Annotated in this window: 29 protein-coding genes, 2 tRNA genes and 1 other RNA gene; 19 read left to right on the top strand and 13 right to left on the bottom strand. The window is 67.9% G+C overall.

What is annotated here, in order from left to right; all coding sequences use genetic code 11:
- Positions 1–71: 71 nt before the first annotated feature.
- Positions 72–1,067, bottom strand: a complete 996-nt coding sequence (locus INQ43_RS09380) for a lytic transglycosylase domain-containing protein (protein WP_194036268.1) — start codon at positions 1,065–1,067, stop codon at positions 72–74.
- Complete coding sequence (gloB, locus tag INQ43_RS09375) at positions 1,064–1,840, bottom strand: hydroxyacylglutathione hydrolase (RefSeq protein WP_194036267.1); 777 nt, start codon at positions 1,838–1,840, stop codon at positions 1,064–1,066. The genes INQ43_RS09380 and gloB overlap by 4 nt, the downstream gene beginning before the upstream one ends.
- Before the next feature lie 81 nt (positions 1,841–1,921).
- Between gloB and INQ43_RS09370 the strand changes: the two genes are divergently transcribed.
- Genes INQ43_RS09370 through dnaQ form a run of 3 tightly spaced genes read left to right on the top strand, consistent with a single transcriptional unit; the run spans position 1,922 to position 3,877 of the window.
- A complete protein-coding gene (locus INQ43_RS09370; RefSeq protein WP_228062472.1) occupies positions 1,922–2,656 on the top strand; it encodes a methyltransferase domain-containing protein in 735 nt (244 codons plus the stop codon).
- 43 nt (positions 2,657–2,699) lie between these two features.
- Positions 2,700–3,152 (top strand): ribonuclease HI, encoded by a 453-nt coding sequence (gene rnhA, locus INQ43_RS09365; protein ID WP_194037644.1) that lies wholly within the window; start codon positions 2,700–2,702, stop codon positions 3,150–3,152.
- A 5-nt stretch (positions 3,153–3,157) separates the two neighbouring features.
- A complete protein-coding gene (gene dnaQ, locus INQ43_RS09360) occupies positions 3,158–3,877 on the top strand; it encodes a DNA polymerase III subunit epsilon (RefSeq protein WP_194036266.1) in 720 nt (239 codons plus the stop codon).
- Between the two features lie 13 nt (positions 3,878–3,890).
- On the opposite strand, the gene INQ43_RS09355 is transcribed toward dnaQ, so the two are convergent.
- Both INQ43_RS09355 and INQ43_RS09350 read right to left on the bottom strand, forming a co-directional pair.
- A complete protein-coding gene (locus tag INQ43_RS09355; protein WP_194034021.1) occupies positions 3,891–4,595 on the bottom strand; it encodes a PP2C family serine/threonine-protein phosphatase in 705 nt (234 codons plus the stop codon).
- A 136-nt stretch (positions 4,596–4,731) separates the two neighbouring features.
- Positions 4,732–4,822: transfer RNA gene (locus INQ43_RS09350), tRNA-Ser, on the bottom strand.
- A 137-nt stretch (positions 4,823–4,959) separates the two neighbouring features.
- On the opposite strand from INQ43_RS09350, the gene INQ43_RS09345 reads away from it, so the two are divergent.
- Positions 4,960–5,367 carry a DUF6165 family protein gene (locus INQ43_RS09345; RefSeq protein WP_194034020.1) on the top strand — a complete coding sequence of 136 codons (408 nt, stop codon included), beginning with the start codon at positions 4,960–4,962 and terminating at the stop codon, positions 5,365–5,367.
- Between the two features lie 48 nt (positions 5,368–5,415).
- On the opposite strand, the gene INQ43_RS09340 is transcribed toward INQ43_RS09345, so the two are convergent.
- Positions 5,416–6,471: a glycosyltransferase family 9 protein gene (locus INQ43_RS09340; protein ID WP_194036265.1), complete on the bottom strand. Its 1,056-nt coding sequence runs from the start codon at positions 6,469–6,471 to the stop codon at positions 5,416–5,418.
- Between the two features lie 22 nt (positions 6,472–6,493).
- On the opposite strand from INQ43_RS09340, the gene INQ43_RS09335 reads away from it, so the two are divergent.
- Positions 6,494–7,243: a 3-deoxy-D-manno-octulosonic acid kinase gene (locus INQ43_RS09335; protein WP_194036264.1), complete on the top strand. Its 750-nt coding sequence runs from the start codon at positions 6,494–6,496 to the stop codon at positions 7,241–7,243.
- A 1-nt stretch (position 7,244) separates the two neighbouring features.
- Positions 7,245–8,003 carry an MBL fold metallo-hydrolase gene (locus INQ43_RS09330; RefSeq protein WP_194036263.1) on the top strand — a complete coding sequence of 253 codons (759 nt, stop codon included), beginning with the start codon at positions 7,245–7,247 and terminating at the stop codon, positions 8,001–8,003.
- A gap of 29 nt (positions 8,004–8,032) precedes the next feature.
- On the opposite strand, the gene ffs is transcribed toward INQ43_RS09330, so the two are convergent.
- An RNA gene (ffs, locus tag INQ43_RS09325) (signal recognition particle sRNA small type) lies at positions 8,033–8,129 on the bottom strand.
- Between the two features lie 25 nt (positions 8,130–8,154).
- Positions 8,155–8,247, bottom strand: a tRNA-Ser gene (locus INQ43_RS09320).
- 236 nt (positions 8,248–8,483) lie between these two features.
- On the opposite strand from INQ43_RS09320, the gene dnaX reads away from it, so the two are divergent.
- The 4 genes from dnaX to INQ43_RS09300 all read left to right on the top strand — a co-directional run bounded on the left by dnaX (position 8,484) and on the right by INQ43_RS09300 (position 11,858).
- Complete coding sequence (dnaX, locus tag INQ43_RS09315) at positions 8,484–10,361, top strand: DNA polymerase III subunit gamma/tau (protein ID WP_194036262.1); 1,878 nt, start codon at positions 8,484–8,486, stop codon at positions 10,359–10,361.
- A gap of 122 nt (positions 10,362–10,483) precedes the next feature.
- On the top strand, positions 10,484–10,804 hold the full coding sequence (locus INQ43_RS09310) for a YbaB/EbfC family nucleoid-associated protein (protein ID WP_194034015.1): 321 nt from the start codon (positions 10,484–10,486) through the stop codon (positions 10,802–10,804).
- Positions 10,805–10,844: 40 nt separating this feature from the next.
- A complete protein-coding gene (recR, locus tag INQ43_RS09305; protein WP_194034014.1) occupies positions 10,845–11,441 on the top strand; it encodes a recombination mediator RecR in 597 nt (198 codons plus the stop codon).
- A 63-nt stretch (positions 11,442–11,504) separates the two neighbouring features.
- A complete protein-coding gene (locus INQ43_RS09300; protein ID WP_194034013.1) occupies positions 11,505–11,858 on the top strand; it encodes a histidine triad nucleotide-binding protein in 354 nt (117 codons plus the stop codon).
- 15 nt (positions 11,859–11,873) lie between these two features.
- On the opposite strand, the gene INQ43_RS09295 is transcribed toward INQ43_RS09300, so the two are convergent.
- The 4 genes from INQ43_RS09295 to INQ43_RS09280 form a co-directional block, all read right to left on the bottom strand.
- Positions 11,874–12,359 (bottom strand): Slp family lipoprotein, encoded by a 486-nt coding sequence (locus INQ43_RS09295; RefSeq protein ID WP_194036261.1) that lies wholly within the window; start codon positions 12,357–12,359, stop codon positions 11,874–11,876.
- Positions 12,356–14,308 (bottom strand): DUF3488 and transglutaminase-like domain-containing protein, encoded by a 1,953-nt coding sequence (locus INQ43_RS09290; protein ID WP_255518460.1) that lies wholly within the window; start codon positions 14,306–14,308, stop codon positions 12,356–12,358. The genes INQ43_RS09295 and INQ43_RS09290 overlap by 4 nt, the downstream gene beginning before the upstream one ends.
- Positions 14,309–14,354: 46 nt before the next feature.
- A complete protein-coding gene (locus tag INQ43_RS09285) occupies positions 14,355–15,308 on the bottom strand; it encodes a DUF58 domain-containing protein (protein WP_194037643.1) in 954 nt (317 codons plus the stop codon).
- 63 nt (positions 15,309–15,371) lie between these two features.
- Positions 15,372–16,298: an AAA family ATPase gene (locus INQ43_RS09280; protein WP_194035839.1), complete on the bottom strand. Its 927-nt coding sequence runs from the start codon at positions 16,296–16,298 to the stop codon at positions 15,372–15,374.
- 154 nt (positions 16,299–16,452) lie between these two features.
- On the opposite strand from INQ43_RS09280, the gene INQ43_RS09275 reads away from it, so the two are divergent.
- Entirely contained in the window at positions 16,453–18,381 is a 1,929-nt protein-coding gene (locus INQ43_RS09275; RefSeq protein ID WP_194036259.1) for a glycosyltransferase family 39 protein, read from the top strand.
- Positions 18,382–18,404: 23 nt separating this feature from the next.
- Here INQ43_RS09275 and INQ43_RS09270 read toward each other — a convergent pair whose 3' ends face one another.
- Complete coding sequence (locus INQ43_RS09270) at positions 18,405–18,980, bottom strand: nucleoside triphosphate pyrophosphatase (protein WP_194036258.1); 576 nt, start codon at positions 18,978–18,980, stop codon at positions 18,405–18,407.
- Positions 18,981–18,982: 2 nt separating this feature from the next.
- On the bottom strand, positions 18,983–19,345 hold the full coding sequence (locus INQ43_RS09265) for a hypothetical protein (protein WP_194036257.1): 363 nt from the start codon (positions 19,343–19,345) through the stop codon (positions 18,983–18,985).
- Positions 19,346–19,527: 182 nt separating this feature from the next.
- On the opposite strand from INQ43_RS09265, the gene INQ43_RS09260 reads away from it, so the two are divergent.
- From INQ43_RS09260 to INQ43_RS09225, 8 genes are all read left to right on the top strand, one after another.
- Positions 19,528–20,064 carry a YceD family protein gene (locus INQ43_RS09260; RefSeq protein WP_194036256.1) on the top strand — a complete coding sequence of 179 codons (537 nt, stop codon included), beginning with the start codon at positions 19,528–19,530 and terminating at the stop codon, positions 20,062–20,064.
- A gap of 82 nt (positions 20,065–20,146) precedes the next feature.
- The gene (gene rpmF, locus INQ43_RS09255) at positions 20,147–20,341 is read left to right on the top strand and encodes a 50S ribosomal protein L32 (protein WP_043957651.1); all 195 of its coding nucleotides are present in this window, start codon (positions 20,147–20,149) and stop codon (positions 20,339–20,341) included.
- 211 nt (positions 20,342–20,552) lie between these two features.
- Entirely contained in the window at positions 20,553–21,533 is a 981-nt protein-coding gene (locus tag INQ43_RS09250; protein WP_194036255.1) for a beta-ketoacyl-ACP synthase III, read from the top strand.
- A gap of 121 nt (positions 21,534–21,654) precedes the next feature.
- Positions 21,655–22,593 carry an ACP S-malonyltransferase gene (fabD, locus tag INQ43_RS09245; RefSeq protein ID WP_194036254.1) on the top strand — a complete coding sequence of 313 codons (939 nt, stop codon included), beginning with the start codon at positions 21,655–21,657 and terminating at the stop codon, positions 22,591–22,593.
- Between the two features lie 46 nt (positions 22,594–22,639).
- Positions 22,640–23,386, top strand: a complete 747-nt coding sequence (fabG, locus tag INQ43_RS09240) for a 3-oxoacyl-ACP reductase FabG (protein ID WP_194036253.1) — start codon at positions 22,640–22,642, stop codon at positions 23,384–23,386.
- 150 nt (positions 23,387–23,536) lie between these two features.
- The gene (gene acpP, locus INQ43_RS09235; protein ID WP_036192674.1) at positions 23,537–23,776 is read left to right on the top strand and encodes an acyl carrier protein; all 240 of its coding nucleotides are present in this window, start codon (positions 23,537–23,539) and stop codon (positions 23,774–23,776) included.
- A gap of 155 nt (positions 23,777–23,931) precedes the next feature.
- Positions 23,932–25,185 carry a beta-ketoacyl-ACP synthase II gene (gene fabF, locus INQ43_RS09230; RefSeq protein WP_194036252.1) on the top strand — a complete coding sequence of 418 codons (1,254 nt, stop codon included), beginning with the start codon at positions 23,932–23,934 and terminating at the stop codon, positions 25,183–25,185.
- A 47-nt stretch (positions 25,186–25,232) separates the two neighbouring features.
- Positions 25,233–26,666 (top strand): aminodeoxychorismate synthase component I, encoded by a 1,434-nt coding sequence (locus tag INQ43_RS09225; RefSeq protein WP_228062471.1) that lies wholly within the window; start codon positions 25,233–25,235, stop codon positions 26,664–26,666.
- Positions 26,667–26,668: the final 2 nt, after the last annotated feature.

Here is a 26,668-nt window from a genome sequence, read left to right as displayed (position 1 = left end):
TGCTCCTCTTTGACCAGAGCCACGACCGGCTTGGTCGGGCAACCGGGGTATTGTACCCGCGCGGTCGGCGCCTAATTGATGCCCAGTTCCGGTGCCAGCAGCCGCAATGGAGTATCGCCGCGCGCACCGATCTGGCCGCCGCCGAAGACCGGGTTCAGCCGGCCGACGCGCGCCGGATCCTGACCGTGACGGTCAGCCCAATCGGTGATCCGGCGGGTCTGCCCGTCCAGTGTCACTGCTTGCAGGCGCGGGGCGGGACGATCCATCGCCTTGACCCACGACTCCTGCTGCCTGGCATCGCCCAGGACGCACGAGAGCGCCTGCAGTTTGCGTACGTATGCCTGCGTGGTTGCCGGAACGCCGGCCAGGCTGGCCGGGTCGGCGTTGCGCGCCTGCTGCCCGCCGCTCTTGAGCGCGCCCAGGATCCGGTATTCGCCGGCGTTGTAGGCCATCGCGGCCAGCCGCCAGTCGCCGGCGAACATGCCGTGCAGGGTCTTCAGGTACCGCACCGCGGCGCGGGTGGAATCCACCGGCGACAGGCGGCCGTCGTAGCCGTTGCGCATCGGCACCTTGTGGTTGCGCGCCGTGCGCTCGATCATCTGCCACATGCCGACCGGGCCGGACGGACTGCGCGCGTCGGGGCGGTAACCGCTCTCCACGAAGGGAATCAAGGCGTATTCGCTGGGCAGATGCGCCGCGCGGACCGCGTCAAGCACATAGCCGAACAGCAGCAGGGTGTCGTCGCTGGGGGTGGCCAGGCGCTTGGGAGCGGCTGAAAAGTGCTTGCTCCAGCGTGGACTGACATCGCTGCTGCACTCCTGATCGGCGCGGCCCTGCTGGAACTGGCGGTAGATCTCCAGGCCACGGCGTGGGACCGGCGGCGGGGCCTCGACCGCGGCGGCAGTCGATGGAGGTGCTGGGACGGTGATGGCGGCGGCTGCCGGAGAGTTTTCCACGTCAGCGTCAGCCAGCGCAGCCACGGGAAGTGCGATCAGCACCGCTACGCTCAACAGCGCAAGACTGCGCGCAAGGCGGCGTCGCGCCTGCGGCCGGTTGCGGGCACTCATTCGCTGAACCCGTCTTTCCACTGCCGAAGCTCGGCAAATACCTCGACCTCGTCGAGTGGGGCGCGGCCGAGGCGCGCGGCGACTGCGGCCTTTACCGCCGGCTGGCCGCAACGCAGGAACGGATTGCAGGCCAGTTCGCTTTCCAGCGTCGTGGGCAGGGTGGGACGGGCATTGTCACGCATGTGTTTTGCTTCCTGGGTGCGGCGCGCAAGCGCGGCATTTTCGGGCTCGACCACGCGCGCGAAGGCTGCGTTGGACAGGGTGTACTCGTGCCCGCAATACAGCCGGGTGGACGCGGGCAGGACGGCCAGTCGGGACAGCGACTGGTGCATCTGCAACGGACTACCTTCGAAAAGTCGCCCGCAACCCAGGCTGAACAGGGTGTCCCCGCTGAACAGCGAGCCTCCCTCAGGGGCATCGTGGAAGTACGCCACATGGCTGGATGTATGACCCGGAACGGCGATGACTTCCAGCTCGAATCCCGCCGCACTGATGCGCGCGCCGTCTCCCACGACATCGGTGGTGGTGGTAATGCGTGCGTCGTCGGGGGCGAAGACGCGCAGGTCGGGCCAGCGCTGCAGCAGCTCCGCTACGCCGCCGACGTGGTCATTGTGGTGGTGCGTGAGAAGGATGGCGCTCGGGCGCAGGCCGGCACTGGCTGCCTCCAGTACGGGGCGCGCCTGACCGGGATCGACCACCAATGCGGATCCATCCTCACCGGTGGCGCACCAGATGTAGTTGTCACTGAATGCGTTCAGGGCCTGCAACTGCATGCGGAGACTCCTTGGGATTGTCGGCGGCTTGCAGCAGAATCGGGGATTCCACCGCATCCGACAGGGCGACAACCCGCGACCATGCCCGCGTTCACCTACCACAGTCAACCCGGAACATCGCCAGACACCGGCCTCGACTGGTTCCGCGGATCCGCCGGAAGCGCCGTTCTGGCCAGCGAAGAAGACGCCCTGGGGCGGGTCATGGCGATGTGTCCTGCGCTGCCATGGCTGTGGATCGGAGCGCCCGCGGCCAAGGCGCCAGACACAGCGCGGGGCGTTCGCCTGTACCGCGATGGGGGCGGATTCTGCGGCGATCTGCGCTGTCGCCTGCCATTGCCGTTCGCCAGCGAGTGCTTTGGCGTGATTTTCCTGCAGCACGCCTTGGACGATGCGCACGAAACGCAGGCATTGTTGGACGAGTGCGCGCGGTTGTTGGCGCCTGGCGGCAGGCTGTGGCTGGCGACGCTGAATCCCTGGAGTCCGTATCGCCTGCGCTGGACCGGGGTGGGCCTGCGGGCGACGGGTGCCGGCGCATGGCAGTCGGCGCTGGGGCGCGCGGGATTCTCTTCGGCCGCCACCCGCGTGCAATGGGTGGGGCCCCGATGGCGGCCACGCATCGAGGGTTCGGGTATCGGATTTTCCGACCGCTTCCGCAGCGTGCTCGCGCTGAGCGCCGGCAAGCAGGTGCAGGGGCTGATTCCGCCGACAGCGGTGCGGCAGTTGCGATGGCAGGTCGCTCGGTGGCCGCATCCGTGGCCGCACCCGGCGCCCGAGGGGCAGGCCGGAACGAGACCGGACGCGCACGGTCGGGGATAATGGCGCGATGACTGAAGACACCGGCGCGAATAGAACCCCCACGATGGTCGAGATCCACACCGACGGCTCCTGCCTGGGCAATCCCGGCCCCGGCGGCTGGGCAGCGCTCCTGCGCTGCAAGGGCCGCGAGCGCGAACTGGTGGGCGGAGAGGCCGCCACCACCAATAACCGCATGGAGCTGATGGCGACGATCTGCGCATTGGAGGCGCTCAAGGAAAGCTGCGCGGTGACCCTGCACACGGACTCGCAGTACGTCCGCCAGGGCATCACCACGTGGATGGCGAACTGGGTGCGCCGCGGCTGGAAGACGGCGGGCGGCGCGCCGGTGAAGAACCGTGATCTGTGGGAACGCCTGGACCTGGCCACGAAGAACCACCGGATCGACTGGCGCTGGGTCAAGGGCCACTCCGGCGATCCCGACAACGAGCGCGTCGATGTGCTCGCCCGCGATGAAGCCATCCGGTTCAAACAGGGCGCCTCGGCGCAGCGGGTCTGATGGCGATGCGGCAGGTCGTCCTGGATACGGAAACCACCGGCCTGAGCTGGGAGCGGGGCAACCGCGTGGTGGAGATCGGCTGCGTGGAGTTCGTCGAGCGCCGGCCTACCGGTCGCACGTATCACCAGTACCTGAAACCCGATTGCGCATTCGAGCCGGGTGCGCAGGAAGTCACCGGCCTGACCCTGGAGTTCCTCGCCGACAAACCGGTCTTCACCGACGTGGTGGAGGAATTCCTCGAATTCATCGCCGGAGCGGAACTGGTGATCCACAACGCCGCCTTCGACGTCGGGTTTCTGGACAATGAGCTGCGTCTGGCGGGCGCGCAGTACGGCTGCCTGGCCGATCGCTGCCGCATCGAGGATTCGCTCCTGCTGGCCCGGCATCGCTATCCGGGGCAGCGCAACTCGCTGGATGCCTTGTGCCGTCGGCTGGGCGTGGACAACGCACACCGGCAGTTGCACGGCGCCCTGCTGGACGCGCAGCTGCTGGCCGAGGTCTACATCGCCCTGACCTCCGGTCAGGAGGAAATAGGCTTTGCCGCGCCGGGGCCTGCGGCGGGAGAGGAATCGAAGGCTTCCTACACCGCCGACGTCCGCCTGCAGCGACCGCGGGTGGTGGTCCTCGCCGCGGAACTCGCGGCGCATGAGGCGCGCCTGGAAACGCTGCGCAGCAAGGCGGGCCGCGCGGTGTGGGACGAGGTCGTGGAGTTGGCGGAAGCCTAGCGCCTGCGCGGACTCAGTGGCTGCGGATCAGCACCGCGGTGACGTTGTCCGAGCCGCCGCCGTCCAGCGCCGCCGCGATCAGGGTGTCGACGCATTCCTGGGCGCTGCGGTCGCGCAGGGCCAGCACCTTGGCGATCTGCTCGTCCTCCACTTCCTCGGTCAGCCCGTCGCTGCACAGCAGCAGTTGCATGCCCGGCAGCATCTCGCCGGCGACGGTGGCCACGTTCAGGTTGCGCGGGTCGGTCACGCCAAGCGCCTGGGTGACCACGTTGCGGTGCGGATGACTGCGCGCCTGCTCGCGGGTGATCGCGCCGCTGGCAATCAGTTCCTGCACGTAGCTGTGGTCCCTGGATAGCTGAACCAATTGCTCGTCGCGCCACAGATACACCCGGCTGTCGCCGACCCATGCCACCTCGAAGCGGTTGCCGTTGACGCGGGCGGCAACCACGGTGGTACCCATCGGCAGCGCATCGCGGCGCTGGCGCGAGGTCCGGATGATCTCCTCGTCGGCGATGCGGATCGCATCCACCAGCGGCGTGCCGTCACGGGTCTCCCGGGCTATTGTTTCGCGCGCCAGCGCACTTGCGACTTCCCCGTAGTCGTGCCCCCCCATCCCATCAGCAACCAGCCACAGGCCCAGCACGCTGTCGCCGTAATAGCTGTCCTCGTTGAGTTCGCGACGCAGGCCGACGTGGGTCAGGTGTCCAAATTCGATCATGAGGGGATCAGGCCGATGACGTAGTCGGAGGAGTCTTCACATACGTTAACGTTGCACGCGTGTGCATACGGACACGGGCGCGCAAGGAACCGGCATGGCAAAGGGCTGCGAAGGCAGCCGTTGCAGAATGCAAATATGGCGGAGAGGGGGGGATTCGAACCCCCGAGGCGCTATAAACGCCTGCCTGATTTCGAGTCAGGTACATTCAACCACTCTGCCACCTCTCCGGTGAACCGCCGACATCAAGACCGGGGTCGTGGGGGCGCAATGATACGGCGGCCACGGGCACCGTACAAGCGTCGTGCGGCGCCGTCGGTCACCGTGCTGGCGGTAGACTGTGCGCTTTCCTCCCAGCGGGTGTCCCATGTCCGAAATCCTCGTTCCCGTCTCCTTTGGAGAACTGCTCGACAAGATCGCCATCCTGTCCATCAAGTCGGAGCGCATGACCGACGCGGCCAAGCTGGAGAACATCCACAAGGAACTGGGCGCGCTGCAGAAGACCTGGATGGAGCACCCCGCAGCCGGCAAGGACGTGGTCAAGTTGCGCGGCGAGTTGAAGGCGGTCAACGAGCGGCTCTGGGTGATTGAGGATGATATCCGGCTCAAGGAAAAGGCCGGCGAGTTCGATGCGGAGTTCATCCGCCTCGCCCGCAGCGTCTATTTCGAGAACGATGAGCGTGCCCGCCTCAAGCGCGAGATCAACCTTGCTCTGGGCTCCAGCTATGTCGAGGAAAAGTCCTACCAGGACTACCGCAGCGCCGACCCCGGGTAAGCGCTGGCGGCCCGGCTTGAGCTGCCTTCAACGAAGGCAGGTTGCAGCTCAGCCGGCCGTGTCGCTGACAAAGCGCTCGAAGGCCGTGATCGCATCATCGACGGTCACGAGGTCCATCACTCCCGGCTGTTCGATCTTGGCACCCCAGCGCAACTCGGCGGCGGGCTTGCCCCGGTACCGGCGCGCGGCGTCGTCATAGCGGTCCACGCAGTAGCGGCGATCGCTGTAGGGCCCGCTGCGCGCTGGATTGCTGGCCGCATGCAGGCCGAGCACCTTGGTTCCCATCGCGTTGGCAATGTGCATCGGCCCCGAGTCCGGGGTCATCAGCAGGTCGGCCCGCTCCAGCAGCGCAGGCAGCTGCTTCAAGGTGTCCTTGCCGACCAGGTCGAGCGCGCTGCCGCGCATGGACTGCACGATGGCGTCGGTGGTCTGCCGCTCCAGCCCGCTGCGGCCGCCGCACAGGACCACCCGCCAGCCGCGCTCTATCGCATGGTCGGCAACCGCGGCGTAGCGCTCGGCGTGCCAGTTGCGCAGGACGTGGCTGGAGCAGGGCGAGATCATCAGCGTGCGGACATCGTCTGTCTCCCACTGGGCGCGGGCCCAGTCGCGGGCATCCGCCGGAACCGGCAGGTCCCAGCGGACCTGCTCCTGGAGCAGTCCCAGGGGCTCGCAGAAACTGCCGATCGCATCCAGCACGTGCATGCCCTGGCGCGCCGGGATGCGCTGGTTGACGAACAAACCATGGCCGTCGCGTGATCGGGCGCGGTCATAGCCGACCCGGGTGCGCGCCGGAACCACCGCCGAGAGCAGGTTCGCGCGCGCGGCAACCTGCATCTGCAGCAGCACGTCGAACTTGCCACCGGCGCGAGCGTTCAACCGCCGGCGCAGCGCGCGCATGCCGGCGAATCCGGATTTCTTGTCGTACTCGATGAACTCCACCCCGGGCAGGCCTTCCAGCAGGCGCTGCTCGGCCTTGCCGATGATCCAGTTCAGCGGCGTTTCCGGCCATGCCGCCTGCAGCGTGCGCACCAGCGGGACCACGTGGGTGACATCGCCCAGCGCGGACAGGCGCAGCAGGCAGATCGAAGCGGGTGCAGGGGGCATGCTAATTGCTAGACTCCGGGGAATGACGGGGTTCGACTCTGCCGAAGGATTGACGCCATTCCGCGAAGGCAGCGGCTATGGGGCGATTCTGTTCGACACCAAGCGGGTACGGCAAGCCGAGCCGGCGTGGTTTACTCCGACCTGGTGGCAGCATCAGGCGCGACCGGTGGAAAGCGGCGGCCGCGGCGGCGCGTGGTTCGTGGATGCGCCTTTCGGCCAGGCCGTCCTGCGACGCTACCTGCGCGGCGGGCTGGTGGCCAATCTGAGCCGCGACCGCTATGTCTGGCGCGGCGCCATGAGCACGCGCAGTTTTGCCGAGTTCCGCCTCTCGCGGGCGATGATCGAGCGCGGGGTGCCGGTGCCGCCGCCGATCGCGGCCATGTATCGCCGCGAGGGCCTGTTCTACCGCTGCGCGATCCTGATCGAGCGCCTGCCGGACGTGCGGACGCTGGCGGACCGCGCGATCGTCGCCGGCGACGGCGCGCCGTGGGAGGAAGCGGGCCGGCTGGTCGCGCGAGCGCACCGTGCCGGCCTCGACCACGCCGACCTCAATGCGCACAACCTGATGTTTGATTCGCGTGGCCGCGGCTGGGTGATCGACCTGGACCGCGGCCGCATCGTCATCCCGGCCACGGGCTGGCGCGAGCGCAACCTTTCAAGGCTGAAGCGCTCGCTGCTCAAGGTGCGCGGCAATCGCGACGTGGCCGATGTGGAGCGCGATTTCGAGCGCCTGCGCCGGGCCTATGACAATGTCTGGGAAAGGGGTTACTGACATGGCCTGGGATCTGCGCCTGCACGGCGTCGGCAATGCCTCGGCGGTCGAGCTGGGCTCCGCCATGGCGACCATCGAGCGCCACGGCCGGCCCTGGCTGACGATCGACTGCGGCGGCGAGGGCCTGACCGCATTCCTGGAGCACTACGGGCAAGCGCCGCAGGCGTTGTTCATCACCCACACGCACCTGGACCACGTCGCCGGTTTCGAGCGGCTGTTCGTGGAGGCCTACTTCAATCCGTCGCTGCGCGGTCGGATCAGGCTGTACGTGCCGGCCAAACTGGTGCCGTTGCTGCATCAGCGGGTCGGCGATTACCCCAATGCGCTGGCCGAGGGCGGCGCCAATTTCTGGGATGCCTTCCAGGTGATTCCGGTTGGCGAGTCGTTCTGGCACCAGGGCGTGCGCCTGGAGGTCTTTCCCGTCCGCCATCACTGGCCTGACACCGCGTTCGGCCTGCGCCTGCACGGCAGCCTGGTGTGGACCGGCGATACCCGGCCGATCCCGGAAATGCTCGCCAGGATGGCCGATGCGGACGAGTTGATCGCCCACGACTGCGCCTTGCACGGAAATCCGTCGCACAGCGGCATCGACGACCTGGAGCGGGAATACCCGCCGCAGCTGCTGGAGCGATGCCTGCTATACCACTACGGCAGTGCCCGGGAGGGCGAAGCGCTGGAGGCGCGCGGTTACCGGATCGGCCGGCAGGGAGAATTGGTGGCGCTGAAACCGACGACCGCAATGCAGGTCGACGTCGCCTGAGCTGCGATCCGGCAGCCGAAAAGGTGGCAGCCCCGCCAACTTGCCTCGGCGCCCGCATCAGTCAATACCGTTGCTGCCTTCCGGCCCTGGCGGAGTTTTCAACCTAGCGTCGCGAGGGGCCGACGGGGCCACCATGGACAACTGCAACATCTGGCGGAGAGAGGGGGATTCGAACCCCCGAAGCGCGGTTTAGACGCTTACACACTTTCCAGGCGTGCTCCTTCAACCACTCGGACACCTCTCCGCATCTGAAACGCTTCAGATCCCCGACGCGCCGCCAATCCGGCCGGAACGCAACGAAGCCGCAAAGTCTAGCGCCGCGCGGGCAAGGGGACAAGTCAAATCCTTCTCTGGCCGCGGGGGCCGGGCGCTTGATCCGGGATGGAAGCCCGGGGCGGCGTGGCACAATGGTGGCGCTGCGTCCGTACCGGCCGATTCCGGGGCGCGGACGTTCCCTGCCGGACTTGCCCAAGGTTATCGATGTCCTATCTCGTCCTCGCCCGCAAGTGGCGACCCAAGCGCTTCGCCGAACTGGTCGGGCAGGAGCACGTGGTCCGTGCCCTGACCAACGCGCTCGACAGCGGCCGGGTGCATCACGCGTTCCTGTTTTCCGGCACCCGCGGCGTGGGCAAGACCACGATTGCGCGGATCTTCGCCAAGTCGCTCAACTGCGAGCAGGGCACGTCGGCCGATCCTTGCGGTGAGTGCAATTCGTGCCGCGACATCGACGCGGGCCGGTTCATCGACCTGCTGGAAATCGACGCCGCGTCCAACACCGGCGTGGATGATGTGCGCGATTTGATCGACAACGCGCAGTACATGCCCTCGCGCGGCCGGGTGAAGGTCTACCTGATCGACGAAGTGCACATGCTCTCGAAGTCGGCGTTCAACGCGCTGCTGAAAACGCTGGAGGAGCCGCCCGGGCACGTGAAGTTCCTGCTCGCGACCACCGACCCGCAGAAGCTGCCGGTAACCGTGCTGTCGCGCTGCCTGCAGTTCAACCTCAAGCGCCTGGACGAGGAGCAGATCGGCGGCCAGGTGGAGAAGATCCTCCAGGCCGAGGGCATCGCGGTCGAACCCGGCGCGGTGCGCCAGATCAGCCGCGCGGCCGACGGCAGCCTGCGCGACGGCCTGTCCCTGCTGGATCAGGCGATCGCCTACACCGGTGGCCAGCTCACCGACGGCGCGGTCGCCACGATGCTGGGTACCGTCGACCAGACCCGCGTGGGCGCGTTGCTGGACGCGTTGGTGTCCGGTGATGGCGCTGCGCTGATGGCGGAGGTCGCCGCGCTGGCGGAGTTCTCGCCCGACTGGGCCGGCGTGCTGGAAGCGCTGAGCGATGCCCTGCACCGCATCCAGGTGCGCCAGCTGGTGCCCGGGGCAAGCATCGAGGTCGACGGCGTGGCCATCGATGCGTTGGCCGCGAAGGTGCCTGCCGAGCTGGTCCAGCTGTGGTACCAGATGGCCATCAACGGCCGTCGCGACCTCTCGCTGGCTCCCAGTCAGCGCGCCGGTTTCGAGATGAGCGTGCTGCGCATGCTGGCGTTCCGTCCCGCCGGGCCGGAGTCGGCACGCAGTGGTCCGGCGAGTGGCGGTACTGGTGTGACCGCGGGTGGCATTGCCGGAGCCGGTTCGCCGTCGGGGCCTGCCTCAGCCTCCGCCTCCGCGCCCGAGTCGCTGCTGCCGGCCACACCCCGTCCTGCGCCAATGCCAACGCGTGCGCGCCCTCCCGCTGATACGGGCATTGCCGATATGCCTGCCGAAGCGCGCCCCGAAACCACGAAAGCCGCCGGACGGAGCCCGGACACCTACCACCACGACGAGCGCGAGCAAGCCCCGTTCTTCAGCCTGGAAGACGAGTCGGAGGCGGTCGCCGTTGCGACCAACGCCCCCGAGCCGACGGCGTCGGTCAGCGAGCCACACCCAGCCCCGCACGCTGCACCCGATGAAGTGCCTGCAGGGGCCGTCATCGCCGATGCCGACACCTGGCACGCCTGGGTCGTGGCCAGCCCACTGAAAGGGCCGGCGCGCGTGCTCGCCGAGCACGTGGGTTTCATCGCCTGCGAGGGACGCGTGGTGCGCCTGGGTCTGTCACCGCAAGACGAGCTGCTCAACAAGCCCGTTCTGGTGGCGCAGATCGTCAAGGCGCTGGCCACCTCCCTGGGCGGCGATCCGGAAATCCGCTTCGAAGCGAGCACCGTTGGCGGCGTGTCACTGCGCGAGCGCAACGACAAGGCCCGCGATGCGCGCAGGAGTGCCGCCGTGGACAGCTTCATGTCCGATCCGCAGGTGCGTGCGCTGATCGCCGGCGGCGCCACGGTGGTGGCCGATTCGATCCGGCCCCGCGGCGACGCCTGATCAGCGGCAACGGGCCGTGCGGCACCGAGCGCAGACCTGGAAGGCGGCCCTTGAGAGCCGAGCGTGCTGCCTTCATCTCTGGTCTGCCGAACATCATTCACCCACTTGGACGAGTAGACGATATGCGTGGAAATATTGCCCAACTGATGCAGCAAGCGCAGAAGATGCAGGAAGAAATGCAGCGCGCGCAGGAAGAGCTGGCCAACATCGAGGTCATCGGTAACGCCGGTGGTGGCATGGTCAGCGTGACCCTGACCGGCCGCATGGAGTGCCGCAAGGTGCGCATCGACCCGCAGGCCCTGTCCGATCCGGAGATGGCCGAGGACCTGATCGCCGCGGCGATCAACGACGCCGTCAACAAGGTCAATGCCGCGTCGCAGGAGCGCATGGGTTCGGCGACCGCCGGCATGCAACTGCCGCCGGGCATGAAGCTGCCGTTCTGATCGTGCTTCGCCCACGTAAACGCCCAGTGCGCCTTCCACGATGAGCTCGCCGCTGCTTGAGCAGTTGATCGAGGCGTTCCGGGTGTTGCCCGGCGTGGGTCAGAAGTCGGCCCAGCGGATGGCCTACCACGTGCTCGAGCGCGAGCGCGCCGGGGGCCAGCGACTCGCGGACGCCCTGGCCGCCGCGGTGGAGCGGATCGGCAACTGCGAGCGCTGCCGCGACTTCAGCGAAACCCCGGTGTGCCCGACCTGCTCGAGTGCGAGCCGCGACGTCCACCAGCTGTGCGTGGTCGAGTCCCCCGCCGACCGCCTGGCGATCGAGCAGGCCACCGGTTACCGCGGCCTCTATTACGTGTTGCAGGGCCGGCTCAGCCCGCTGGATGGCATCGGCCCCGCCGAGCTGGGCCTGGACCGGCTGGCATCACGCCTGGCCGAGGGCGAGGTGTCCGAGCTGATCGTGGCGACCAACCCCACGGTGGAAGGCGAGGCCACCGCGCATTACCTGGGCCAGCTGGCACGCCAGTACAAGGTGCGCCCGAGTCGCCCGACCCATGGGGTTCCGCTCGGTGGCGAGCTGGAATATGTCGACCGCGGTACGCTTTCCCATGCTTTTGGCAGTCGCAGCGAGATGTCCTGAGCGACCGGCCGATTGACCTGGACGTTCATCTGGACGTTCATCCGGACCCAATGGAGTAGTGGCATGACTGACGAGACCATCTTCGGCAAGATCATCCGCCGCGAGATACCCGCGGACATCGTCTTCGAGGACGAGCACCTCATCGCGTTCCGTGACATCGCCCCGCAGGCGCCGGTGCACGTGCTGTTCGTGCCCAAGACGCCGATTCCGCGGCTGGACGACCTCACCCCGGATCAGGCGGCGGTGGTCGGCCGGTTGGTCATCGCGGCTGCGGACTACGCGCGGCGCGAAGGCCTGGCCGAGGACGGCTACCGGGTGGTGATGAACTGCAACGACCACGGCGGCCAGACGGTCTATCAGATCCACCTGCACCTGTTGGCCGGCGCGCCGTTGGGGCGTTTTGGCGTGCCGGGCTGAACCGGCCGCTGCGACCTACCAGTAGCCCCACCACGGCCACGGCGCCGGCCGGGTGATGACGTCGACGCGCTCCTGGATCGGCCACAGGTAGATCACATCGGCGGCAACCCGGGGAAAGCGGTAATCGTACTCACCGATGCGCCGGTTCTCGTAGCCGTCGATGCGGCCGGTGAAGGTCACCTCGCGGTTGGTCTGGAACAGCGCCGGATCGTAGAAGCCGTCGCGACAAGCGATGAATCGGCCACCGACGTCATCGGTCGCCCAGTAGGGACGCCCGTAGACATTCAGGCGGGTGGAAATCATCTCGAAGCAGGTGCGGTTGGGCTGCGGCTCGACCTTCACGATACGGCCACCCCAGCGCACCAGGGCGCCGGTGCGGTCGACACTGTTGGCATCGTGGGGCGTGATCTGGGCGAAATCCCCCTGCAGCGGCTTGGGCTGGCTGGCGCAGGCGGCCAGCAGCAGCGTCGCGAGGACGATCATGGCGTGACGGATCTTCATCGGTGTTCTCCGTTTCCGGGTGAAGCGGCATGGGGCGGTGACGGCCGGTGGCGACGCAGGGACAGTATCAACTGCCGCGACGCCCGTGCGCTGTCGTCGTCACGTCCAGCGTAGCGCCAACTGCTGAAACGCTGGCTGAGCCGAAGGAGGTCGTCTGCCGATCCCACGTCTGCTTGGGCAACCCGCTTTGCCCACATCGTTGCCGGCTCATCGGGTTCGCGTCCCAGGCCGATGCGGCGGTAACGCCGTTCCAGTGCGTGCCACGCGCGCAGCACCGGGTCGCGCTGGCGTTCCGCCCGCCGCGACAGCCATGCCATCCACAGCAGCGCCGACACGGCCGCCAGACCGAACAGCAAACCCAGGCGGACGCCATCCAGGCGCTCGATCCCCAGCGGCCGCAGCATTCGCGACTGGCGCTCGGCATCGAAGCCCAGCACCAGCTGGTTCCAGCTTTGCCGCAGCCAGTCGGTGGCGTTGAACAGGCGGCTGGCGTCCCCGCCCAGCATGCGTCCGAACAGGCTGTCGGCCCCCGGGCGGCGGTCATCCAGCGTGTCGTAGATGCGCTCGGGCGCGACCGCGGCGGTCGGATCGACCCGGACCCAGCCGCGGCCTTCGAGCCAGACCTCGGCCCAGGCGTGCGCATCGGAGCGCCGCACCAGCCAGTAGTCGCCGATCGGGTTGCGGTAGCCGCCGACATAGCCGGTGACCACGCGCGCGGGAATGCCCGCGGCCCTCATCAGGATCACGAAGGCCGAGCTGAAGTGCTCGCAGAAACCTTCCTGCTGGTCGAACAGGAACTCGTCGGCGGCGTGGCGCCCGGCCAGCGGCGTGCTCAGGGTGTAGGCGAAGTCGCTCCGGATCCACTGCATGGCGCGGCGGACAATCGCCGCGTCGTCATCGCCAGCGTCGCTGCGCCAGCGCGCAGCGAGCGCCTGGGTGCGCGGGTTGGAACCCGCCGGCAGCGCAAGCGACACCTGCTGCAGCGGGCCGGCAAGATCCGCCTCGAAGGTCTCTGGCGGGGACGACTGCATCCGCCAGCGCGTCAGCGAACTCAGCGGGCGCGGGGAGAACAGCTCATGGTCATGGCCCAGCCGGCTATCGCCGGGTGCCTCGATGGGGAGTTGAAGCGCGACCATCTGGCGGCGCTCGGTCGGCTCGATTTCGACCTGGTAGTCCCACAGGACGTTGGCGCGGGTCACGGCGGCCGGGGGCAGTCCGGTGGACCGCCGGCTGCGGGTCCACGTGCGGCCGTCGAAGTCGGACAGGACCGGTCCGCGCCAGTACATCTGCGAGGTGGGCGGGGTGGTGCCGAAAAATCGCACCCGCAGCGCCGGGGTGTCGTCGGCCATCAGGTCGATCCAGTCGCCCGGGGACATCTCGTCGGACAGGCCGGTTCGTGCCAGCGTGCGCTCCGGAACGCCCCACAGCGGGGTCGCAAGCCGCGGGAACAGCCAGAATGCGGCCAAAGCCAGCGGCAAACCCAGCAACACCAGTCTAGTCACCGCGCCGAAACGAGCGCGGGTCTTGGTGGCGTCACGGATACCGGACTCGATGTCGGTCAGGCGCAGCAGCGCCATCAGGGCCAAGGCAACGCCCGCCAGTCCCAACAACAGGCTCAACGGCCCCTGGTCGAGGAGGAAGGTGGCGAATGGAGCGAACAGGGCGAAGCCGAGCAGGCTTCGCGCGTCGCGGACCCCCCGGGTTTCGGCCGGCTTCATCGCCAGCATCGCGGCGAGGATCGCGCACCCGGTATCGCGGCCGAAATGCGAGCCCGACAGCGCGATGACGGCGGCCAGCAGGGCCAAGGTGAGCAGCAGGCGCACCAGCGCGTGCAGCGGCTTGCGCCACGAGAGCGCGGCGACGGCGACCGCACTGCCACCGATCAGCAGGCCCAGCGGCGACGGCAATTGCAGCAGCAGCGGCAATACGCAGGCCGCGGCAGCTGCCATGGTCCAGCGTCGGCTGTGCGGATCAAGCGCCACAACGGGTTTGCGCTCAGCCATCGGGCATCAGCGCCAGTGCGTGCAGGCAGACGTGACGGTGGCCGGGGCCCTGCGAAGGGCCGATGGCGGGCTGCGCAGGCAGCGTGAGGCGGTAACGGCGGCCGTCGCGTTCGGCCTCGTCGACCCAGCGGGCCAGGCGGCTGATCCTTGCTTCGTGCGGAAGGCCGGCAAGGCTGTGCCAGTCCAGCACGATATCGGCGCCGGCCGGCTGCTGGTATTCGCGCACCAGCAGGGATTCGTGGCGCGCCGATGGCTTCCACGCGATGGACCGCCGCGAGTCGCCATGGCGGTAGCCGCGCAGGTGGTGGGGATCCTCGCCGCTGGGGTGGAGACGCGCCTTGGCGTCCTCACCGGAGCCCTCGGGCAGGGGCGGGCCGTCGGTCTCCGGGCGCGGGTACACCAGCATCGGAGTCTGTGGCCAGACGTGCGACCACGCCCGGGCGAGGCCGAGCGGATGGCAGGTAGCGATCCGCAGCCGCGGCAGCTCCAGCCAGCCGCGCTGCGACGTCGGGATCAACAACTGCGCCTGGCCTTGGCCGGGCTGGAGGTCCAGCAAAGCCAGGTCTTCGTAATCCGGATCCAACGCGACCTGGAGGCCGCGCCGCACGCGCCCGTCAACGGTCTTCGCATGCACGTGCAGCAGCATCATCTGGCCGGCAGGCACGGGTTCGGCATCGATCGCGGTCACCGCCAGTCCGCTGAGCTGCAGCTGCGCGGCGACCAGGCTGGCCAGGCCGGTACCGCCGAGCAGCAGTGCCAGCAGCAGGGCGGGGTTGTTGTTGTAGTTCAAGCCGCCCAGCAACATGGTCGCGACCAGGACGGCATAGAACAGGCCGAACCGGGTGGGAAGCACGTAGACCCGACGCCGGTCGAAGGTGACCGGCAGCGGTTCGGGATCGCGCGGTCTGGTGAAGGTCAAGGCCCAGCCCTGCACCCGCTTGCGGATTCCGCCCTCGATTGGCACTGGCTCGATCGGCGCCCGTGGCGCGGCTTCTCCCGCCACCGCTGCTCAGTCCACCGCGACGGCGTGCAGGATCGCCTTGGCCAGCGCCGCGTCACTGCCGGCCTCGGCGTCGGCGACCAGCCGGTGCGCTGCGACTGCGGAAAAGAGGGCTTGGACGTCCTCGGGTCGCACATGGTCGCGGCCCAGCAGGAGCGCGTACGCCCTGGCCGCACGCAGCAGGGCCAGGCCGGCCCGTGGCGAAAGTCCGACGCGCACGCCCGGATGGCTGCGGCTGCGGGCCAGCAGTGCCTGCACGTAATCGATCAGCGCTTCGCTGGCGTGCACCCGGTTGACCGCGTCGCGCAGCGCCAACACGTCGTCGCGCGACAGCACCGGAGTGACCGCCGCGATCAGGTCCCGGCGATCCCGCCCGGCCAGCAACTCGCGTTCGGCCTCATGGCCGGGATAGCCCAGCGCGAGGCGCATCAGGAAGCGGTCCAGTTGCGAGTCCGGCAGTGGATAGGTGCCCGACAGGTCGGTCGGATTCTGGGTCGCGATGACGAAAAAGGGCGCCGGCAGGGCATGGGTGGTCCCATCGACGGTCACCTGTTGCTCGGCCATCGCCTCCAGCAGGGCGCTCTGGGTGCGCGGCGGTGCGCGGTTGATCTCGTCGGCCAGCAGCACCTGGGTGAACACCGGGCCGGGGTGGAACTCGAAGTTGCGCGTCGCCGGATCGAAAATCGACACGCCGACGATGTCCGCCGGCAGCAGGTCGGAGGTGAACTGCACGCGCTGGAAGTCCAACCCCAGGGTCGCGGCCATGGCGTGGGCGAGGGTGGTCTTGCCCAGACCCGGCAGGTCCTCGATCAGCAGGTGACCGTCGGCGAGCAGGGCGACGAAGGACAGGCGCACCTCGCGCGACTTGCCCAGCACCAGGCGGTTGACCTGCGTTTGTGCGGCGTCAAGGGATTTACGCAGATGCTCAGGTAGCATGCCCGGCTTCGACACTGCGGCCTCGTGGCCCGGCGTCGGTGTTGATACCGCCATCGTGTTCTCCAGAAATCGTCCCATGTCGTCTGCAGGCGCGTTGGCGGCTGTTGCCGGCCGGCTGCAAGTAGTTCCCCGAGTGTAACTAGGACCCCTGTTGATGCGCGAAACCCCCGCTGTCGATCATCGTCAGTCCGCCGCGGCCGATTACCTGCAACCGCTGCCGGCCGAGCGTTCCGCGTACCGCTGGTTCCTGGTGCTGTTCATCGCGGTGCTGGCGGTCAAGCTGCTGGTTGCCGCGCGCCTGCCGCTGTTCGTCGACGAGACTTTTTACTGGCTGGAAGGCCAGCATCTGGCACCCGCCTATTCCGACCTGCCGGGCCTGACGGCGTGGCTAGCCCGCCTGGGCGTCAGCCTGGGCGGCAATACGGAGCTGGGGCTGCGTCTGCCGTTCCTGATGATTGCCGCCGCGGTGCCCTGGCTGGTGGCGCGGGTCACCGCGCGTGAGTACGGGCCGGTGCACGGCTGGCAGGCAGGCAGTTTCGCGCTGCTGTTGCCACTGGCGGGGACGCTGGGCCTGTTGGCGCTGCCGGATGCAGCGATGGCGCTGGCCACGGTGCTGTGCATCGACGCCGGCGCGCGGTTGCTGCGGCAGGTCAGCGCCGGAGCCTCCCTTGAGCTCGCGCTGGGCCTGACGATCGGCGCATTGAGCCACTACCGCTTTATCGCCGTGATCGGCGTCGGTCTGTTGGCTTTGTTGCTGGTACGCGACGGTCGCAAGGCGCTGCGTGACCCCCGCGTGTGGACTGCGATCGCCATTGGCGCCGCGGCCTGGGCGCCACTGGTGGCCTGGAACCTGGGAAACGCCGATGCCGGGCTGCGCTTCCAGCTGGTGGACCGGCACCCGTGGGCGTTCCACTGGGACGGCATTCTTTTTGTCGTCATCCAGGCACTGATGGTCACCCCGCTGTTGTTTGCCGCGCTGCTGGCAGCGGGTTGGCGGGGCTATCGGGGGGCGCTACCCGCATCGCGTTATTTCGCGCTGCTCGGCGGTCTGCTGGTGCTCGGTTTCTTTTCGCTGGGGTTCTTCGCTGACACCGAGCGGGTCAGCTTCCACTGGCCGCTGCCCGGCTATCTGGCGCTGCTGCCGCTGCTGCCCGCGGTCCTGGCCGCGTGGCCGCGCTGGTTGCGTGGCCTGACCTGGCTGACCGCCGGCCTCGGCCTGGTGATGGTGATGGGCTATTACGTCGCGGTGTCGGTGCCGGACCTGCGCGCGCGCGCGGCGGCGGAGAAGTGGTACCCGTCCAACTTCGCCGGCTGGGACGAGCTGGCCGATGCCGTGCGCCTGGAGCGCGGGCAGATGGGTCCGGACGCGCGCCTGGTGGCGGGCAGTTTCAAGATCGGCGCCGAGCTCGGGTTCGCCCTGGGCGATCCGCGCATCCCCGTGCTGGACCATCCCTTGAACATCAAGCACGGCCGCGCGCCGCAGTTGCAGCTCTGGAACCTGGCAGCAGGGCCACGTGAATCGTGGCCGGCGCAGTTCGGTCAGGCCTGGGCCGACGCGCCGGTGCTGCTGGTGATCGCGTCCAGCGATGTCCAGTACAAACACCTGCTGGAGCGTTATCACCACCTGTGCGGGAAACTGGGGCCGCTGCCGCCACCGCGGGTAGTGAACGTGGACCACGGGCGCCAGCGCTTCCTGCTGTTCCGCTTCGATTCGTCCATGCCGACCGCGGGCAACTGCACCGCCCCGGCGATGGCGTGGATAGATAGCCCCGTCAGCGGTCAGCGGGTGGCACGCAGCTTCGATATCGCAGGCTGGGCGTTCAAGGACGGCGTGGGCCTGGAACGGGTCGAGGTGACCCTGGACGGCAAGCCGGTGGCGGATGTCGCCTATGGCGCCAGCCAGCCCGACACCGCCGCGTTCTGGCGCATCAGCAACGATCCCAACCAGCCGCGGGTGGGCTTCAGCGGGCGGGTGGAACTGGGCGCGGATGTCACCACGGGTCGCCACTGGCTGGGCCTGCGCCTGCACGGCGCGGACGGCAGCGTGGAGGCGTGGCCAGAGCAACCGATCGAGGTGCGCTGAGCCAGTCTGCCCGTTTGCCAGGCTCAGGGAACCGCGAAACCGGCGTTGCGCAGCAGGTCGGCGGTGGCGATCAGCGGCAGGCCCACCAGCGCGGTCGGATCGCGCGACTGGATCTCCTTGAACAGGCTGATGCCCAGACCCTCGCATTGGAAACTGCCGGCGCAGTCGTAGGGCTGCTCGGTCTGCAGGTAGCGTTCGATCTCATCGGCGGCCAGCGCCCGGAAGCGCACCGTCGTGATGTCCAGTGCCTGCAGCCGGCGGCCATCGTCGTGGCGCAGGCAGACGCTGGTGTGGAAGTGGATGGTCCGCCCGGACATGGCGGTGAGCTGACGCACGGCGCTTGCGTGGTCTCCGGGTTTGCCAAGAATGCGGCCTTCGATATCGGCGACCTGGTCGGAACCCAGTACCCAGGCGCCGGGGAAGCGGGACGCGACCGCGTCGGCCTTGGCGTTGGCCAGCCGGCGGGTCAGGGACGCCGGGAACTCGCCAGGCAAAGGCGTCTCGTCGAGTTCGGGCGACGCCACGGTGAACGGCACTCGCAGCCGCTCAAGCAGTTGCGCCCGATAGCGCGAGCCGGAGGCGAGGATCAGTGTCGCCACGCTCAGACCTCCAGCATCTGCGCTTCCTCGACCCGTTCCAGCTGCCGCTCGATGCGCTCGCGCGCCTGGTCGATCGAGAGGCGGACGCTGTGCAGCTCCGCCACCCGCGCCTGCGCGCCCTGCTCACGCAGCCACAGTCGCTGGCGAAGCATTTCCCGCATCGCCTCATGCACCGGATCGGCGTCGCTTTCCCCGGTGACCGCCTCGATCTGTCGACGCGCTGCGCGCAGGCGCGCTTCCAGCGCGTCGGCGGAGTCGAGCAGCCGCTGCATTTCCCGATAGCGACGGCGGCGCAGACCATACCGGACGGCGACAAGCAGGATCAGCGCCGCGGCGATGACGACCGGAAACAGGAGTGGATTCACGGGCAGCGGGCCAGTCGGATGAACGTCCAGTCTGCCCCGCAGTGCTCTCGACGGGCAAACCGGCGGGCAAACGAGGATCGCGCAGCCGGGCGCGCTCGCGGGGTAACCGGGTTCAGGCATACACTGCTCTGCGCCGGCGTGATTTGACACTCCCCCGTGGTATCCCTACCATCGTCCGGCTTATGTCCGCTGACTCAACCAAACCGCCTGTGCCCGAGTTGCTGGATGCGTGGCGCATGGTTTCGGCGCGACGCGGGCTTGAAGGGCGCGCGCCTCTGGCGTCGCTGCCGCGGCTGGCAGGAAGCCTTGTCGACACCGACGGCGAAGTCGCCTACACGATGGATTTCGGCAGCGACGAGCTGCAGGTACCGTACGCGGAGCTGCATGCGAAAGCCGAACTGCCCTTGTTGTGCCAGCGCACCTTGACCCGCTTCCTGTTTCCGGTCGACGTCGTGCAGCGACTCGGTCTGATCCGTCAGGAAGCCGATGAAGCGGCACTGCCGGAAGGGTACGAACCGTTGTTGATGCCAGCAGACGGCATGTTGTCCGCGCTGGATCTGGTGGAGGACGAATTGATCCTCGCCATCCCGGTGGTACCGGTGAAACCGGGCACCGAGGCGATGGAGGCCGACTGGCCGATTCCCGAAGCCGACCTGGAGCGCGTCAATCCCTTCGCCGCGCTGTCGTCATTGAAGAAAAAACCGGACGACCCGAGTTAGAATTACGGGCTGTTCCTGCGATCCGGCCCGGCTTCCGGGTCATCAACCTGCATATTTTTGAGTTTTCCCTGGAGTTAAGACCATGGCTGTCCAGAAGTCCCGCGTTTCCCCCTCCAAGCGTGGCATGCGCCGCAGCCACGACTCGCTGGGCACCAAGCAGTTGTCCACCGACCCGACCACCGGCGAGATCCATATCCGCCACCACGTGACCGCTGACGGCTATTACCGCGGCAAGAAGGTCATGGACACCAAGACCAGCTTCGTCGACGAAGAATAAGTCCTTCGTGACTGCGTGCCGGATCGCCGGCATGCCGATCGCCTCTGGCGCCACCCGGCGCCGGGGCGATTTTTTGTGTCTGTCGTACACGCAAGGCTGAAGGGCGTGATGCGGCCTCGCCGGCGGGCCCACGCTTGCGCCTGCGCCGTCAATCGGGTCTGCTAGCTGGGGGCGCGGTTCTCCGCGTGAAGGCTTCGACCGCGGAGTGGTGATGACTGAACGTATTTATTCCCGCATTGCGGGCACCGGCAGCTACCTGCCGGAAAGGGTGTTGACCAACGACGACCTGTCCAGGATCGTCGACACCAGCGATGAGTGGATCGCCTCGCGCACCGGCATCCGCCAGCGGCATATCGCTGCGGAAGGGGAAACCACCAGCGACCTGTCCTACCACGCCGCGATGCGCGCGATGGAAGCGGCCGGGGTGGAGGCGTCCGAGATCGACCTGATCGTGCTCGGCACGACCACGCCCGACATCATCTTTCCGTCCACCGCCTGCCTGGTCCAGCATCGCCTCGGCGCCAACGGCTGCCCGGCCTTCGACGTCAACGCCGCCTGCTCGGGCTTCGTCTACGCGCTGTCGATTGCCGACAACTTCATCCGTTCCGGCGCGGCCAAGACCGCCCTGGTGATCGGCGCGGAAACCCTGACCCGGATGCTCGACTGGACCGATCGCGGCACCTGCGTGCTGTTCGGCGATGGCGCCGGCGCGGTGGTGCTGAAAGCCGATTCGGAGGCGGGCATCCTCAGCACCCACCTGCATGCCGACGGCGGCAAGAAGGAGCTGCTGTACAACCCGGTGGGCGTCTCGGTGGGCTTCAAGCCTGAGGAACACAACGCCGGCGTCAAGGTGATGATGACCGGCAATGACGTGTTCAAGCACGCGGTCAAAGCGCTGGACGCGGTGGTCGAGGAAACCCTGGAAGCCAACGGCATCGACCGCGGCGAGATCGACTGGCTGATCCCGCATCAGGCCAATCTGCGCATCATCGAGCTCACCGCGCGGCGGCTTGACATGCCGATGGAGCGAGTGATCGTCACCGTCGACAAGCACGGCAACACCTCGTCGGGCTCGGTGCCGTTGGCACTCGACGAGGCGGTTCGGTCCGGGCGGGTGAAGCGCGGCCAGCTGCTGTTGCTGGAGGCTTTCGGCGGCGGCTTTACCTGGGGTTCGGCGCTGCTGCGCTACTGAGGACCAGCGCTCGCAGGGAGGCGTGCAGTGGCTCGACTGAACCCTACGCCGCAGTACAGACGCCTTGTAGAGATGCTCGCGTATCATGGTCGGCTTTGATTGGTCGGCCGCAGCAAACACCATGTCCCCATCCATCGCCTTCGTTTTTCCCGGCCAGGGATCCCAGTCCGCCGGCATGCTCGCCGAGCTTGCCTCGCAGGAGCCGCTGGTCCGGCAGACCTTTGCCGAGGCCAGCCAAGGTGCCGACGTCGATCTGTGGGAGATGAGCCGCGAAGGTGCGGGCGAGCAGCTCAACCAGACCGAATTCACCCAGCCGGCGCTGCTGGCTGCAAGCGTTGCGGTATGGCGCGTGTGGCAGTCCCGCGGCGGCGCGCGCCCGGGCCTCCTGTCCGGGCACAGCCTGGGCGAGTACAGCGCGCTGGTCGCTGCCGACGCGCTGCCGCTGGAGCAGGCTGCCCGGCTGGTGCGCCTTCGTGGCCAGTTGATGCAGGCAGCCGCGCCTGCAGGTACCGGCGCAATGGCCGCCATCCTTGGCGCAGACGATACGCTTGTGGAGGAGGTGTGCCGCAGCGTCTCCGGCCGCGAGGTCGTGGTGCCTGCCAACTACAACTCGCCGGGCCAGATCGTCATCGGCGGTCATGCTGCAGCGGTTGATGAAGCCCTGGGGCAACTGGCCGAGCGTGGCGTGCGCAAGACGATCAAGCTGGCCGTCAGCGTGCCCTCGCACACGCCGCTGATGCGCGATGCCGCCGACCGGCTCGCCGAGGCGATGGAGGACCTTGATTGGGCTATGCCCACCCTGGGCGTGGTCCAGAACGTCGACGCGCGGACCAACGACTCCGTCGAGGCGATCCGTGACGCGCTGGTCCGCCAGCTCTACCTGCCGGTGCAATGGACCCGCTGCGTGTTGGCGCTGGCCGGGCAGGGCACCACCGCGGTCGCCGAATGCGGCCCCGGGAAAGTGTTGACCGGGCTCGTCAAACGTATCGACAAGTCCCTTGATGCCCGCGCGCTGGGCGCGCCGGCCGACTTCCAGACCGCCCTGACAGACTGGAAATAACCCACCCTTCACCCGCTTTGCGCCGGTGCAAGTACAGGATTCCCCTATGAACCACCAGCCCCTCAACGGCGAAATTGCACTGGTCACCGGCGCCAGCCGCGGCATCGGTGCCGCCATTGCCGACGAGCTCGCCGCCCAGGGCGCGACCGTCATCGGCACCGCGACCTCCCAAGCCGGCGCCGATGCGATCGGCGAACGCCTGTCGGCGGCCGGCGGGCACGGCCGGGTGATCGATGTGGTCGACGGCGCCGCGACGCTTGCCCTGATCGATGCGATCGGCAAGGACATCGGCCCGATCTCGATCCTGGTCAACAACGCCGGCATCACGCGAGACAATCTGTTGCTGCGGATGAAGGACGAGGATTGGCAGGCGGTCATCGACACCAACCTGAGCAGCGTCTACCGCACTTCCAAGGCCGTGATGCGCTCGATGATGAAGGCGCGCAGTGGCCGCATCATCAACATTGCCTCGGTGATCGGCGTGACCGGCAACGCCGGCCAGGCCAACTATGCCGCCGCGAAAGCGGGCATCATCGCCTTCAGCAAGTCGCTGGCCAAGGAGATCGGCAGCCGCGGGGTGACCGTGAACGTGGTCGCGCCGGGCTTCATCGATACCGACATGACCCGCGGGCTGCCCGGCGACAGCCGCGAGGCGATGCTGGGACAGATCGCGCTGGGGCGCTTCGGCGACCCGGCGGACATCGCCCGTGCGGTCGCGTTCCTGGCCGGACCGGCTGCCTCGTACATCACCGGCGAGACCCTGCACGTCAACGGCGGCATGTACATGCCTTGATACCCGATGCATTGAACCGCATGCCTTGATACCGCATGGCGCAGCGCAGGACGCGCAAACCGAAGTGAAAGGGCCTGCCGGATAGTCCGCTGGCCTTCGATTCCACTACACTATTCCATCGAATATCCCGTACGGGAGGAGTGAATACCAATGAGCAGCATCGAAGAGCGCGTCAAGAAGATCGTGGTCGAACAGCTTGGCGTCAAGGAAGAAGAAGTCACCAACAACGCTTCGTTCGTGGACGACCTGGGCGCCGACTCCCTCGATACCGTCGAGCTGGTGATGGCCCTCGAGGAAGAGTTCGAGTGCGAGATCCCGGACGAGGAAGCCGAGAAGATCACCTCGGTGCAGCAGGCCATCGATTACGTCACGACGCACGTCAAGGCGTAATCCGCCCACGCGTTGCGACCGGTCGTGGATCGGCGCCTCGCGTCAGGCAATGCAGACCGGGGCCGCATCATGCGGCCTTGTGTCTTTAAACGACCCAGACTTTCCCGGCGCGCTTGCGGGCTCCGTGCCAGCGCGTCGACCAGCGGAGTTGCTCCATGTCCAATCGACCGGCCTCCAGCAGGCGCGTAGTTGTCACCGGCCTTGGCCTCGTCTCGCCCCTGGGCAACGACGTTGCCAGCAGCTGGGACGGCATCGTCAATGGCCGCTCGGGCATTGGCCCGATCACCCATTTCGACACCACCGGTTTCACCACCACCATCGCCGGCCAGATCCGCGACTTCGACGTCACCCGCTGGGTGCCGGCGAAGGATGCCAAGAAGATGGACAGCTTCATCCACTACGGTGTGGGCGCGGCGATGATGGCGTTGGAGGACTCCGGCCTGGAAGTCACTGAGGCCAATGCCGAGCGCATCGGTGCGCTGATCGGTTCGGGCATCGGCGGCATCCTGGGCATCGAGGAGCAAACCGCCAAGTTTTTGGCCGGCGGGGCGCGCAAGATCTCCCCGTTCTACGTGCCCAGCACGATCATCAACATGCTGCCGGGGCAGGTATCGCTGCTGACCGGCATCAAGGGTCCGAACTTCTCGGCGGTATCGGCCTGCGCCACGTCCAACCATTCCATCGGCATGGCGATGCGCATGATCCAGTACGGCGATGCCGACGTCATGCTCGCCGGCGGCGGTGAGCGCGGTTCCTCGCCGACGTCGGTGGGCGGTTTCTGCTCGATGAAGGCGATGTCCACCCGCAACGATGACCCGACCCGCGCCTCGCGCCCCTGGGACAAGGACCGCGACGGCTTCGTGCTGGGTGACGGTGCCGGCATCCTGATGCTGGAGGAATACGAGCACGCCAAGGCGCGCGGCGCCCGCATCTATTGCGAGCTGGCGGGATTCGGCGCGACCTCCGATGCGTTCCACATGACCGCGCCCAGCGAGGACGGCGACGGTCCGGCCCGCTGCATGACCGCGGCGATGAGTGATGCCGGGGTCACGCCGGAGCAGGTCGGCTACCTCAACGCGCATGGCACCTCCACGCCGCTGGGTGATCTCGCCGAGACGCGCGCCATCAAGCGCGCCTTTGGGGATCACGCCTACAAGACGATGGTCAGCTCGACCAAGTCGATGACCGGGCACCTGCTGGGCGCGGCCGGCGGCGCGGAGGCCATCTTCTCGGTCATGGCGCTGCAGACCGGTCTTATTCCGCCAACCATCAACCTGGATGAGCCCGGCGAAGGCTGCGACCTGGACTACGTGCCCAACGTGGCACGTGAGGCGAAGATCGACGTCGCCATGTCCAACGGCTTCGGCTTTGGCGGGACCAACGGCACCCTGGTGTTCAAGCGGCTCTGAGCAGATCTCGGGCTTTGGCGCTGCAACCGGCATGCGCGGGTGATGGCTTGGCCGATGCGCCGCTGACCCGCGCGCTGCCGCCCGATATCGACCTGCTTTCCCTGCACCGGCTCGACCCGGCGCGCTACCCGCTGCTGCTGGAATCCAGTGCCGCCGGTACCGCGCAGGGTCGCTGGGACATCCTGCTGATTTCCAGTGGCGAGGCCTTCCATTTGGATCGCGACGGCGTCGTACGCGACGAGGGCGGGCGGGCGATCGGTTCCGACTTCCTCGACGTGCTGGATGCGGCGTGGCAGCAGCTACGCGTCGGACAAACCGAATACCCGTGGCCATTCCGCGGCGGCTGGGCGTTGCTGCTCGGCTACGAGCTCGCCGGCCAGATAGAGCCGGTGCTTGAGCTCCCGGCGGCTCCCGGAGCCGTCCCGGTCGCCCGGGCGGTGCGATGTCCTGCGGCCGTCCTGCGCGATCACGAGACGGGCGAATGCATCGCGATTGCCGAACCCGGCGCAATGGAGGTTCTGGACGACATTGCAGCGGGCCTCGCCCGGGTGGCGCAACTGCCGCCGCTGCCGGACTGGGAGATCCCGGCAACGGTGCTTGAAGACGCTCCGTCCCGCTATCTGGATGCGACCGCGCGGGTGCTCGAATACCTCGCAGCCGGTGATGTCTTCCAGGCCAACATCTCGCGCCGCTGGACCGTGGGTTTCGCACGGTCGGTCGAGCCGTCCGCGCTGTTCCAGCGCTTGCGGCAGCACAACCCGGCCCCGTTCGCCGGCCTGTTTGCCGGGCCAGCCGATGCTGCGGCCGAGCCCGCGACGAGCAGTGCGTCCTGGGCAGTGGTCAGCGCTTCGCCGGAGCGCCTGGTGTCCGTGCGTGGCGATGTCCTGCAAAGCCGGCCGATCGCCGGAACCCGGCCGCGCATCGCCGGCCAGGGTGATGCCGCGCGCATCAGCGAGCTGGTCGGCAACCCCAAGGAGCGCGCCGAGCACATCATGCTGATCGACCTGGAGCGCAACGACCTGGGACGCGTTTGCGTGGCCGGCAGCGTCGAGGTCGATGAGCTGATGACGGTGGAAAGCTACGCCCACGTGCATCACATCGTGAGCAACGTGCGCGGCCGGTTGCGTGCCTCGGTCACGCCGGGCGAGGTGATCCGCGCGACGTTTCCGGGCGGGACCATCACCGGCTGCCCGAAGGTGCGCTGCATGCAGATCATCGCCGAGCTGGAAGGCGAGGGTCGCGGCAGCTATACGGGTGCGATGGGCTGGCTCAACCGCGACGGCGACCTCGACCTGAACATCCTGATCCGCAGCGCGGAGGTGGAAGGCAGAGAGGTGCGCTTCCGCACCGGAGCGGGCATCGTCGCCGACTCCCACCCGGGGCTTGAGCTGGAAGAGACCCGGGCCAAGGCGCGCGGGATGCTGCGTGCGCTGGGTGCCGCTGACGAGCCAGTGACGGTGGATCCGGCGGGCACACACTGAGC

The sequence above is a fragment of the Lysobacter sp. H23M47 genome, assembly GCF_015209765.1.
Taxonomy (GTDB): Bacteria; Pseudomonadota; Gammaproteobacteria; order Xanthomonadales; family Xanthomonadaceae; genus Novilysobacter; species Novilysobacter avium.
Note: the sequence above shows the minus strand (reverse complement) of the source record. Positions and strands in the feature narration are given on the sequence as shown.